This window comes from Lebetimonas sp. JS138, assembly GCF_000523335.1.
Classification (GTDB): Bacteria; Campylobacterota; Campylobacteria; order Campylobacterales; family Nautiliaceae; genus Lebetimonas.
The window spans coordinates 316,421-328,050 of sequence record NZ_ATHT01000001.1 but is presented as its reverse complement, the minus strand read 5'-3'; the positions used below and the strand labels follow the sequence as shown (position 1 = coordinate 328,050).

The window sequence follows — 11,630 nt, the reverse complement described above, 5'->3', positions numbered from 1 at the left end:
GGAGAGAGGAAAATGGATAAAAAATTAAAAATTTCAATAGGAAATCTGCCTTTAAAAAAAATAGATGCAGATATTTTTTTGCATCCGGTAAAATATAAAGATTCAATAACTTACGAACCGATGGCGGAAGAGGCTGTAATTGCTTTGATTGCCAAACATTTTACTTACGAAAAAGTGCCTGAAAGGGTAAAAAATTATTTTGACGATATGGATGACGGATATTTGATGAGTGAAAGTAATTTTGATGAATATGATTTGGAAAAACTTAAAAGAGGTGAAATAATTGTTGGCAGAGATGTTTTATTGCATCCAAAATATGAAAATATAAAAAAATTTTTAACTATTTTAAGAGAGTTTGGCGAATTTGAAATTAGCGGGGTAGATTTGCCTAATTTTTTTGAACCCAGCGATCCTATTTTGGCTGAGATAGTGGAAACCCAAAAAGAGTTTGAATGTTGTTTGGAAGAAATAGATGAATTGCCGAGTTTTGACGGAAGTGTGCTTTATGCGTGCGATGACAATTTTGTTATAAGGGCTAATGAACTTTTATGTTCACATCAGTTTATTATTGCAAACAGAATTAAATCTTTTAAAGTTGAGGTTGACGGAGAGGTTAAAGAAATTAAAAAACTTCCGGAACTTAAAGGGACGTTTGGAATAATTTATAAAAAAGTTGATGAGTATCCCTTTTTAAGAGTTAGTATTAAAAATTTGGTATAATAATATAAAAAAAGGCTTAATATGAGCTTTAATCCTCCGACCTATACATACTTCGATTATAAAAACTGGAAAGGTGACTGGGAATTAATTGAAGGATATCCTTTTGCAATGGCACCAAGTCCTGTAAGTAAGCATCAATTGTTAATGAGCAGGTTAGTTCAATATTTTAATAATGGATTAGAAAAGTGTGAGTGTGAGAGTTATCCAGAGCTTGACTGGATTATTGATGAAAAAACGGTTGTAAGGCCGGATATTGCAATTTATTGCGAAGAAATAGAAAAATATCCAAAAACAGCTCCAAAAATTGTAGTAGAAATTGTTTCTGATTCAACAGCAAATAAAGATGAGGAGATTAAATTTAAACTTTATGAAAGAGAAAAAGTTGAATATTATATTTTGGTTTATCCAGATTTTGAAAAGGTAAGAATATTTAAGCTAAAGAATTCAAAATTTGATAAAGTTTATGAAGGAGATAAAAATTTTAAGTTTGATATTTGTGATATAGAGATTGATTTTGGTAAAATATTTAAAAAAAAGGGGTAAAAATGGCAAGAGTGTGTGTTCCTTTGGCTAACGGGTTTGAAGAAATTGAAGCAACCTCACTTATTGACGTAATGAGAAGAGGGGGGCTTGATGTAATTGTCGCCGGTGTCGGCGGGGATGTGATTTACGGAGCCCATAATATAAGGGTAATTCCAGATACAAAAATAGAACTTATAAATGCAGATGAGCTGGATTTAATTGTATTACCGGGCGGACTTCCGGGTGCAATTAATTTAGCAAACGATGAGAGTGTTCAAAAACTTTTAAAAGAAATGGATGAAAAAGGAAAATATGTGGGTGCTATATGTGCAGGTCCGTATGCACTTAAAACCGCCGGAGTTTTAAAAGAGAGATACACAGCGTATCCCGGATGGGAAGGAAATATAAGAAAAGAAGGATATGTAAGTAATGCTAAAGTTGTAGAGGATAAAAATGTTTTGACAAGTAAAGGTCCTGGAACAGCTATGTGTTTTGGTCTTGAAATTGTTAAAAAATTTGCAGGTGAGGAAGTTTATAATCAGTTAAAGGCAGGATTATTGGCTGATTTTTGTTAAGGAGTTTAAAATGAGGGGAATTGAAGCATTGGATTATTTTCTTGAAAGCTGGCATGGAAAAATACGTGAATTTGATGAATACAGAGAATTTGACGCATTAATTGAATATGTTTTTGGAAATGAGAGAAAATTTTTTGATTCAAAAGTCGTAATAGAGAGGTTTTTTGAGAGGAAAATTTATTTTGATTTAAAAGAAGAAGTAAATGAATTTATTCCTGAAGAGATTGAATATGATCCGATGAGCGGTAATTTATATATAAAAAGAAATCTGTTTGAAATAAAAATCGCCCCAAGAATTTATTAATAATTTTTGGGGTTAAATAACTTAATTATTTTATCTCCTATTTCACTTATGATTGTTGCAAAAATAACTAAAAAACCACCTGATATTTGAAATAAGGTTAATTTTTCTCCATACATAATTCCAAAAAATGCAGCCGTAACCGGCTCTAAAGCGAAAATAATCGCTGTTTTTGTCGGAGACGTGTATTTTTGGGCATAAGTTTGAACGAAAAAAGCAAATACCGTTGCAAAAAACGAAGTAATAAAAAGTGCGAAAATCACAAGGGGTGTGATTTTTATCTTGTGAGATTCAAACGGTACAAACAAAAGGCTTAAAATTGCAACAACTAAAAACTGAAAAGTTACCAGTGTATAAATATTGTATTTTTTAGAAAAGACATCTGTTACGCTTACATGCATACCAAAAAATATTGCACACAAAAGAGGATAAATTTCATAAACATTAAAAATTAGTTTTCCGCTTAGTGTTAATAGATATAATCCTATAACAGCAATTATAACTCCGATGATGGAATATATTTTAATGTTTCTTTTAAACAGCAGAAAAGAAAATATCGGGGTAAATACCACAAATAACGCTGTTATGAAGGCAACAATATTTGAGGGTACAAAATTAAGAGAATATGTCTGTGCGGCATAAGCTATAAAATTCAAAAATCCCAGAATACAAGCAGCAAGAATATCTTCTTTTTTTAAAGTAATTTTTTTATAAAAAATCAAAAGCATTAATAAAAATGCCAAAAAAAATCTGGCAAAAAGAAAAGAGAATGTTGGTAAATCTTCTATTGCCTTTTTCATTAGAATAAAAGTGGAGCCCCAGAAAAAGGCTGTTAAAATTAATAAAAAATCAGAATATTTTGCAAATATTCTATCCACTAAATTCCGCCCTGCGCTTTCATTCTTTTTTCAAGTTTATGTCCGATAAAACTTAATATTGAAGTTAACATCAAATAAAGAACAGCTACCGTGAGCCATACTTCGAATGGAGAAAATGTGTTTGCAACAATTTCCCTTCCCACTTTTGTAAGGTCTGTAATGGATATAACCGATACAAGTGAACTGTCTTTTATTAATGAGATAAGCTCACCTATAAGAGCCGGAAGCGCTTTTTTTAAGGCCTGCGGCAGAATAATCAGATACATTTTTTGAATCGGTGTAAATCCGAGTGACATTGCCGCTTCATGTTGTCCTTTATCAACCGCCTGGATTGCGCCTCTTAAAATTTCTGCAATGTAAGCCCCGTAAAATATAGATAAACTCATAACACCCGCCCAAAATCTCGGAAGTGCAAAAATAGTTGCCACTATAAAATAAAAAATAAACAGCTGCACCAAAAGAGGCGTTCCGCGGATAACAGTAACATAAAAACTTCCTATATAATCAAGTGCCGGGATGCCGCTTAGCCTTATTATTGCTATTATAAGGCCTATTAAAAAAGCGAAAAGCATTGAAATAATTGAAATTTTAATAGTTACCCAAATTCCCAAAATAAAAGGACCCGGTTTTAATTTTTCTTTATATGCAAATTCATCATCCTGAAATAAATATTCACCATTTTTAAATTGTAATTTATAACCATTTATATCAAACTGATAAATTTTTTTATTTTCGCAGATTATTACCGCTTTATTTTGTTTTATCTGAAGCTTTCCGTCACATGGAGATGTAAGAGGAATTTTAGCCTTATATACAAAATATTTGGGAATCATATCCCATTTCCATGTATAATTTATTTTGCTTGCAGCGTTATATAAAAAATATCCTACCAATACATAAAAAAGAGAGGCTAAAAGTAAGCCTGTTTCTTTTTTTTTTAATATTGACTTTTTCATTGAACTCTTTTTAACCAATCAGTATGTCTAAACCATTTGTTGTACAGTTTTTCATAAGTTCCGTCATGTTTGATTTGTCTTAAGAAATTGTTTAACCAGTTTAGAAAATCCGGATCACCGTGGTTAATAGCAAATCCGAGAGGTTCGTAAGTTAAATCCTGATTAAGAAAAATTAGTTTCCCTTTTCCTTTACCCGCCATAAATAATTCATTGTAAGGTTTATCGTATATAAATGCATCTGCTCTGTTGTTTATAACTTCCTGAACAGCTGCGCTTTCTGAATCAAATGTTTTGATTGTGGCGTGTTTAAAGAGTTTTCTTGCTGCAATTTCTCCTGTAACACCGAGTTTTGTAGTAATTACCATACCTTTTTTATCTAAATCTTTATAACTTTTTACACCTTTGTGTTTTTTATTTACAAGAAGCGTTTGACCGACTAAAAAGTATGGATTTGTAAATGCCACTTTTAAGTTTCTTTTCTGGGTAATGGTCATACCTGACATTATGATATCACATTTATTGGTAATAAGTGCAGAAATGATGCCGTCCCATGCTGTCGGAACAAGTTTTAGTTTTACACCCATATCTTTAGTCATTTTTTTTGCAACATCAACATCAAAACCGATTATTCTTCCGTGTTTGTCTCTCATTTCAAAAGGAACATAACCCGGCTCCAGACAGACTCTTAGTACGCCTTTTTTTACAACCTGATTTAAAGTAGATTTTTGCCAAAGATTAAAATCGGCAGCAAAAACCATTGATACCAAAGCTAAAACCGTAAATAGTAATTTTTTCATTTTTATCTCCTTTTAATGATGTAAGATTTCGCTTAAGAATTTTTTTGCCCTGTCTGTTTGAGGGTTGTTGAAAAATTCTTCAGGCGTATTTTCTTCTACTATCTGGCCTGCATCCATAAATACAATTCTGTCACTCACTTCCCTTGCAAATCCCATTTCATGGGTTACACACACAATTGTATAATTTTCTTTTGCGAGTTCTTTCATAACATCAAGTACTTCACCTATCATTTCCGGGTCCAGTGCACTTGTCGGTTCGTCAAAAAGAATGATTTTAGGCTTCATTGCCAGTGTTCTGGCAATTGCAACCCTTTGTTTCTGACCTCCGCTAAGTTCACTTGGGTATTTGTTTGCCTGATGAGGAATTTTAACCCTCTCAAGCAGGCTCATAGCAAGTTCTTCGGCTTCTTTTTTTGGCATTTTTTTTACTTTAACCGGAGCCAAAGTAATATTTTCGAGTATTGTCAAATGCGGAAAAAGATTAAAATGCTGAAAAACCATTCCAACTTCCTGACGGAGTTTGTTTATATTTGTTTTTTTGTGATATAAATCTTTAGAGTCAATAATTATTTTTCCGCTGTCAATATCTTCGAGTCTGTTTATACATCTGATAAGTGTAGATTTTCCGCTTCCGCTTGGTCCGCAGACTACTACAACTTCTCCTTTTTTTACGTCGAAATTTACACCTTTTAGGGCGTGGAAATTTCCATAATATTTTTCAATATCTTTCATCTGAATGATTTTGTCATTATCCATCTATGCTCCTATGCGTTAAGCTGTTTTTCAACTTTTTTTTCTAAATGATGAGAAAATTTACTCATACTGAATGCTATACTGAAATATACCAATGCTACAAAAGAAAATACTTCAAAACTGATATAAAGTCTGTTATTGATAATTGTTGCAGCCCTGAAAAATTCAATTACGCCTATTGTATAAGCAAGAGACGTATCTTTAAAAAGTGCAACAAACTGTGATACAAACGCCGGTATCATTTTTCTGTATGCCTGAGGCAGAATTATATAAAAAAATGTCTGAAAATTATTCATTCCAAGAGATTTTGCAGCTTCAAACTGTCCTTTTGGAATGGAATTTATACCGGCTCTTACTATTTCGGCAACATAAGCACTTGTAAATATGGTAAATGCAATTATCGCCGCAACGGTAGGTGACACATGTGCCTGAGTGTGAAAAAAGCTCATTGAAAATACCGGTATTGCAAAAAATACCCAGAATATCACCATAAGCAGCGGGGTTGCCCTTACTATTTCAATATATAAAATCGATGGTATTTTAATTAATTTAATACTAGACCATCTTGCGATTCCAAAAATTGAACCAAGTATAAAGCTTAAAATTATTGAAACAACAGCCAAAATAAAAGTTAAGGCAAGTCCTCCAATTTCCCCAGGTCTTCCAAAAAACAGAAATCTTAAGTTATCTTTTGTAAAAAGTTCTTCGTAATGGGTCTCAGGGTATGCAAGCATTTGAAAAATTTTAAGCAGCGCAGCAATTACAATAATATTGAAAATCCAAAATACTATTTTATGTGTTTTGAAATAATTTTCTATGTTTTTAAGCATTTTTTACGCCTTTTGAAAATTTTATTTCTATGAGATTCATTATAAACGAAGTGCTCAAAGTTAAAATAATATAAAGGATTGTAACTGCTGTTGCCGCTTCAAAGCCTCTAAAAGTTTCAGCATCTATTTGTTGCGTTGAAAAAGTAAGCTCCGCCACACCTATTGTCATAGCTAAAGAAGAATTTTTTATTAAATTTAAAAACTGGCTTGTAAGAGGTGGAATGATAATTCTGACAGCCTGAGGATATATTACATACCACATTACCTGAAATCTGTTCATTCCAAGAGATCTTGCAGCTTCAAACTGCCCTTTTGGAATGGAACGTATCCCCGCTTTTACCACTTCCGCTATATAAGCGCCCGTATATAAAATAAGCGCTAAAAGGGCTGAAAAAAATGCATCCACGTCATTTATATGTAAAAAATCACCCCATGTATTTAAAAACGGAAAAATTTGTGAAAGAGTGAAAGTAAAATATATAAAAAACATTTGTACAATTAACGGAATGTTCCTGAAACTTTCAACATAATAACTTGAAATAAGACTCAGCCAAAAGCTTTTGGAAGCTCTTCCGATTCCTACGATAGAACCAATTATAAAGCTAAAAATTATTCCTAAAACCGAAAGTTTTATTGTAGTAATTAATCCATTTATCAGCAGCTGCTTATATTCAATTAACACATGCCAGTCAAATTCATAACCCATTATTTACCTTTACCCCGAAAAAGGGGAGAAATTATTTAGGCCAAACTTCAGGAAGTCTGTTTGGTTTTGTCCCGAACCATTTTATATAAAGTTTTTGATAAGTTCCGTCCCTTACAGCATCTTGTATTGCAAAATTTACCGCATCTCTGAAGTTTGATTCATTTTCTCTGACTCCCATTCCGTAAGGTTCGAAAGTAAATGTTCCGCCTACAACTTTGAATGCACCGTGTGAATTTTTAGCCTGGGTTACACACCATGTATAATCTGTTGAAACCGCATCGATTTTTCCTCTTTTTAATGCCATAACAGCCTGAGGATATTCCTGGAAATATACAAGTTTAACTTTTGGATTTACTCTTTTTAAATTGTCTCCGCTTGTAGCCCCCTGAATTACCCCGACTTTTTTACCGCTTAAATCATGATAGTTTTTAATTGTGGAATCTTTTCTAACCATAATTGACTGACCGTCAAAATAATAACTGATTGTAAAATCTATCGGTAAATCTCTTTTTACTTTGTGGGTCATACTGGCAGCTGCAATATCTACAGTCCCGCTTTGAACCATTGGAATTCTTGTTTTTGAAGTAACCTGTGTAAATACAGGTTTCACACCGAGTTTTTTTGCAATGTATTTAACCAAATCTATATCAAAACCTACAACCTGACCTTTTTCGTTTACATAACCAAACGGTGGAAAGTCATATTTCACACCTGCTTTTAATACACCTCTTTTTTGAACATCTTGGAGTAAATCAGCATTTAAACCGCTAAAAATTACTCCTAAAAGTACAAACAGGGCAAGTATTTTTTTCATTTTTTGCTCCTTTGAATTTTTTTTTCAAATCATTATAACAAAACAATGACAAATAAAAGAAATTTTTTTGCATATATTTTAATCAATTATTGTTTGTATAAGTATTTATAATTAAGGCCGGGTAATTAAAAAGAAGTGTGTTAAAACATTAAACGGTAAAAAAAAGAAAATTTTAATCTCTTAATAAAGATGTAATATATTCTATATTTAGACTGTTTTGATGAACCTGCGCTAAAACAGAGGCATTTAATTTTATTTTTTCATTTTCCATATCTATAACTTTTTTGGCCACATCAGGCTCATTTTGAGCTTTAGCTGCAGATTCTGATACTATATTTTGTGACAGATTATTGACTTTGTCTCTCAAAGCATTTTGGGCCGCTCCGATACTTGAAAATGCACTGTTTAATGATTTTTCAAATTCATCGAGATTGTCAGCATCAAAATTTGGCATGGAAGTATTTATATTAATTTCGTTAAACTGAAAACTTCCAAAAACATTTTTATTGTTATATGTTGTATTTTCTAAAGTATTATTTATATTTTTGGTATATTTTTGAATTTGGGAATCGATTATGTTTAAATTATCATTACTGAGTGCGGCATTGTTTAATGCAGCCTGAAGTGTTTTTATATCGTGTAAATTATCCCTGATTGAATTTAAAGCCCCGTTTGCAATTTGTGTAAAACCAATCGCCTCATTATAATTATTAATTTCCTGTAAATTGGAATCAATATCGTTTTGGAATACATCATTTACAAATTTGTTTACTGTTTCTTCTATATTTGGATTGGATATTTTATCTAAATCTTTTTGAATTTTTTGTAAATGGTTGTTTATATGGTTTTGTGTTAGGTTTTGAACTTTCATTTCCCACTCCTTTATAATTGATTATATCATATTTTTGATAAAATGTTAAATAATTTTAAAGGATATAAATGATTGAGATTCGTCATTTGAAAAAAACATTTGGCAAAAAAGAGGTATTAAAAGATATAAACCTTGATATAGCTGAAGGGAAAATTACATATATTTTGGGAATGTCCGGTCAGGGAAAATCCACCATTATCAAGCATATAGTGGGGCTTCTTAAACCAACAGGCGGAGAAATACTGGTAGATGGAGTGGATGTGGCAAAAGCGGATATAAAAACACTGTATGAAATAAGAAAAAAGGTAGGTTTTACTTTTCAGGAAGGTGCACTTTTTGACAGTATGAATATTTTTGACAATGTGGCTTTCCCTTTGGTTGAACACACAAAATTATCCAAAAAAGAGATAGAAAAAAAGGTATTTCAAACACTTGAAATGGTTGGACTTGAGGCAAAAAGGGTGGCTTTTTTATTCCCACACGAACTAAGCGGGGGAATGAGAAAAAGAGCGGCTACGGCAAGAGCAATTATAATGGAGCCTAAGTATATTCTTTATGATGAACCTACAAGCGGGCTTGATCCAATTATCAGTGATAAAATTACAAGAATGATAGAAAGTCTTACAAGAAAACATAATATGACCAGTGTTGTTATTTCACATGATTTAAAAGAAACTTTTAAAAGTGCCGATTTTATAGCGTTGCTTTTTAATGGGAAGATTATTGAATTCGGCGATGTAGAGGAATTTAAAAATTCAAAAAATCCGATTGTCCAGGCTTTTATAGAAGGTAACAGTGAAAAATACGAAGCAATGGCGGATGGAATTTAATTAAACGAAAAGGAAATAAATGAAAAAATTGCTTATTTTTTTAGCAAGTATGCTTTTGGCTTATGATGCAAAAGTTCTGCCTTTTGATGAATTTGATATAAAAGCAAGTGTAAGCGGGGAGGTGATATTTGCAGACAAAAATTTTGAAGCCGAAAACGTAAATAACAAAACAATTGTAAAATTGGACGATTATCAGGAAAAAGTTAATAAAACCAATTTAAAAACCCAAATTAAATTGTTAAAAAATGAAATAAAAAAAACCAAAGAAGCTTTGAAAAGAAAAGAAAAAACCTATTTAAAATATAAAGATCTTAAAACAAAATCCCAAATAGAAAAAGATTTAAAGTTTTATGATTATATAAACACATATAATCAGCTTATTAATTTAAAACTAAGCTTAAGCAGTGATATGGCAAATCTTAAAAAAACAGAGGATTTAATTAATAAAAAAAACATCAAAGCAAACGGATATGTTTACGAAATTTATGTAAACAGGGGTGATTATCTTACACCCGGAAGATTGGTGGCAAAGGTGTATGATACAAGCAGGGAAAAACTTTATATTTATGTGCCTATTGATAAAATAGATTCGATAAAAACTAAAAAAATTTATATTAACAATAAATTAAGCAGTTTTAAAATTACTAAAATCTGGCATGTGCCGGATGAAAAATTTGTAACGAGCTATAAAGTAGAATTAGTTGGAAAAGGTTTAAAATTCGGAGATATTGTGGATGTTGAATTTAAAAAAGAGTAGGGGAATGTGTATCCGGATTTTTCAGACTGTCTGAATCTATTATTTCCCCTATCTCATCTATATCCAGATAATCCGGATATTCTACTTCTATTCCGAAATCGTTATAAAAAACAGCTTTATCTCCCCTTATTTCATCGAATTCTAAAATTTCGTTTTCTACTGTTTTAATTAATATTCCCTTTTTAAGTTCATAAACTTTTCTCAATTCCATTCCTTGATTACATTTTCAAAAACACGTGATAGTTTTATAACTTCATTTTTATCTGTTCTTTCATTTGGTGCATGGATTGTATCGTTTTTTACGCCAAATTCAACAACTTTTACTCCATTTTTGGCAAAAAATCTTGCATCGCTTGTTCCGCCTGCAGTAGAGTGTTTTGGGGTGAGCCCTGTAATTTTTTGAATGGATTTATCCAGATTTTTAACAACCTTTGTATTAGGGTCGGTTATAAAAGGTTCAGCGCTTTGTTTGAGCTCCAGGGTGTAATTCATATCTTTAAAATATTTGTGAATAAAATTTTTAACATCTTCTTTTGTGGTATGGGTATTGTTTCTTACGTTAAACATCATTTTAAGCTCACCCGGAGTTACATTTGTAACTTCCATACCGGCTCTGATATCCGTTACAACAAATTTACTCGGAGCAAAAAATTCATCTCCGCTGTCTAAATCGACCCCGGCTATTTTTCCAAGCACCTGTGCTACTTTATGAATCGGATTAACTGATTTTTCCGGATAAGCCGCATGCCCCTGAAGGCCTGTTTTTTTTAAAACCCCGTTAATGCTTCCTCTTCTACCAATTTTTATGGCATCCCCGAATTCTTTTTCACAAGTAGGCTCAGCCACTATTGCATACTCTGGAAGCATATTTTTTTCTTTTAATGTTTCAAGCATGTATTTTGTGCCCCAGATGGCATCGCCTTCTTCGTCGCTTGTAATCAGTGCGCTTAATGTGCCGTTGAAATTTTTGGCATTTTTAAGCGCCCAGAGAAAAGCCGCAACACCGCTTTTCATATCCTGTGCGCCTCTTGCAAAAATATAGCCGTCTTTTTCAGTCGGAGTAAACGGGTCTGTATTCCAACCATCACCCGGAGGCACTACATCAATATGCCCTGCAAAACATAGATGCTCTCCCTCTGTGAATTTTTTATATAAAAAAAGGTTTTTAACCCCCTCTTTTTCATTCTCAATTACTTCAAAATCATTTAAATAATTTTTTATAAACTCCATTGCCCCTGCGTCATCCGGAGTTATTGATTTAAAACTTAAAAGTTTTTTAAATAGTTCTGTTACATCCACTTTTTCCCTTTTTGTTTTAAT

General features: G+C 32.2%; 16 protein-coding genes. 6 read left to right on the top strand and 10 right to left on the bottom strand.

Annotated features, from left to right (window positions below; all coding sequences use genetic code 11):
* Positions 1 to 12: 12 nt before the first annotated feature.
* The 4 genes from DZ67_RS0101800 to DZ67_RS0101785 are packed head-to-tail and all read left to right on the top strand — an operon-like array spanning position 13 to position 2,121.
* Positions 13 to 720, top strand: a complete 708-nt coding sequence (locus DZ67_RS0101800) for a hypothetical protein (RefSeq protein WP_024791718.1) — start codon at positions 13 to 15, stop codon at positions 718 to 720.
* Positions 721 to 741: 21 nt separating this feature from the next.
* Entirely contained in the window at positions 742 to 1,263 is a 522-nt protein-coding gene (locus DZ67_RS0101795) for a Uma2 family endonuclease (protein ID WP_024786995.1), read from the top strand.
* A gap of 2 nt (positions 1,264 to 1,265) precedes the next feature.
* Positions 1,266 to 1,817, top strand: a complete 552-nt coding sequence (locus DZ67_RS0101790; RefSeq protein ID WP_024786994.1) for a DJ-1 family glyoxalase III — start codon at positions 1,266 to 1,268, stop codon at positions 1,815 to 1,817.
* A 10-nt stretch (positions 1,818 to 1,827) separates the two neighbouring features.
* On the top strand, positions 1,828 to 2,121 hold the full coding sequence (locus DZ67_RS0101785; protein WP_024786993.1) for a hypothetical protein: 294 nt from the start codon (positions 1,828 to 1,830) through the stop codon (positions 2,119 to 2,121).
* On the opposite strand, the gene DZ67_RS0101780 is transcribed toward DZ67_RS0101785, so the two are convergent.
* The 8 genes from DZ67_RS0101780 to DZ67_RS0101745 all read right to left on the bottom strand — a co-directional run bounded on the left by DZ67_RS0101780 (position 2,118) and on the right by DZ67_RS0101745 (position 8,723).
* On the bottom strand, positions 2,118 to 2,996 hold the full coding sequence (locus DZ67_RS0101780; protein ID WP_024786992.1) for a DMT family transporter: 879 nt from the start codon (positions 2,994 to 2,996) through the stop codon (positions 2,118 to 2,120). The two genes, DZ67_RS0101785 and DZ67_RS0101780, sit on opposite strands and share 4 nt — an antisense overlap.
* Positions 2,996 to 3,952, bottom strand: a complete 957-nt coding sequence (locus tag DZ67_RS0101775) for an amino acid ABC transporter permease (RefSeq protein WP_024786991.1) — start codon at positions 3,950 to 3,952, stop codon at positions 2,996 to 2,998. The genes DZ67_RS0101780 and DZ67_RS0101775 overlap by 1 nt, the downstream gene beginning before the upstream one ends.
* Positions 3,949 to 4,749 carry a transporter substrate-binding domain-containing protein gene (locus DZ67_RS0101770; protein WP_024786990.1) on the bottom strand — a complete coding sequence of 267 codons (801 nt, stop codon included), beginning with the start codon at positions 4,747 to 4,749 and terminating at the stop codon, positions 3,949 to 3,951. Before DZ67_RS0101770 ends, DZ67_RS0101775 begins: the two co-directional genes overlap by 4 nt.
* A gap of 12 nt (positions 4,750 to 4,761) precedes the next feature.
* Entirely contained in the window at positions 4,762 to 5,505 is a 744-nt protein-coding gene (locus tag DZ67_RS0101765) for an amino acid ABC transporter ATP-binding protein (protein ID WP_024786989.1), read from the bottom strand.
* Positions 5,506 to 5,513: 8 nt separating this feature from the next.
* Positions 5,514 to 6,332, bottom strand: a complete 819-nt coding sequence (locus DZ67_RS0101760) for an amino acid ABC transporter permease (protein ID WP_024786988.1) — start codon at positions 6,330 to 6,332, stop codon at positions 5,514 to 5,516.
* A complete protein-coding gene (locus tag DZ67_RS0101755) occupies positions 6,325 to 7,038 on the bottom strand; it encodes an amino acid ABC transporter permease (protein ID WP_024786987.1) in 714 nt (237 codons plus the stop codon). Before DZ67_RS0101755 ends, DZ67_RS0101760 begins: the two co-directional genes overlap by 8 nt.
* 31 nt (positions 7,039 to 7,069) lie before the next feature.
* Positions 7,070 to 7,852: a transporter substrate-binding domain-containing protein gene (locus DZ67_RS0101750; RefSeq protein WP_024786986.1), complete on the bottom strand. Its 783-nt coding sequence runs from the start codon at positions 7,850 to 7,852 to the stop codon at positions 7,070 to 7,072.
* A 172-nt stretch (positions 7,853 to 8,024) separates the two neighbouring features.
* Complete coding sequence (locus DZ67_RS0101745) at positions 8,025 to 8,723, bottom strand: flagellin (protein WP_024791717.1); 699 nt, start codon at positions 8,721 to 8,723, stop codon at positions 8,025 to 8,027.
* Positions 8,724 to 8,791: 68 nt separating this feature from the next.
* Between DZ67_RS0101745 and DZ67_RS0101740 the strand changes: the two genes are divergently transcribed.
* Positions 8,792 to 9,553, top strand: a complete 762-nt coding sequence (locus DZ67_RS0101740; RefSeq protein ID WP_024786984.1) for an ABC transporter ATP-binding protein — start codon at positions 8,792 to 8,794, stop codon at positions 9,551 to 9,553.
* A 19-nt stretch (positions 9,554 to 9,572) separates the two neighbouring features.
* The gene (locus DZ67_RS0101735) at positions 9,573 to 10,310 is read left to right on the top strand and encodes a hypothetical protein (protein ID WP_024786983.1); all 738 of its coding nucleotides are present in this window, start codon (positions 9,573 to 9,575) and stop codon (positions 10,308 to 10,310) included.
* Here the strand turns inward: DZ67_RS0101735 and DZ67_RS0101730 are convergent.
* Together DZ67_RS0101730 and dapE are read right to left on the bottom strand one after the other, a co-directional pair.
* Positions 10,297 to 10,521, bottom strand: a complete 225-nt coding sequence (locus DZ67_RS0101730) for a hypothetical protein (RefSeq protein ID WP_035907007.1) — start codon at positions 10,519 to 10,521, stop codon at positions 10,297 to 10,299. The genes DZ67_RS0101735 and DZ67_RS0101730 overlap by 14 nt on opposite strands.
* Positions 10,512 to 11,609 carry a succinyl-diaminopimelate desuccinylase gene (gene dapE / locus DZ67_RS0101725; RefSeq protein ID WP_024791716.1) on the bottom strand — a complete coding sequence of 366 codons (1,098 nt, stop codon included), beginning with the start codon at positions 11,607 to 11,609 and terminating at the stop codon, positions 10,512 to 10,514. The genes DZ67_RS0101730 and dapE overlap by 10 nt, the downstream gene beginning before the upstream one ends.
* Positions 11,610 to 11,630: the final 21 nt, after the last annotated feature.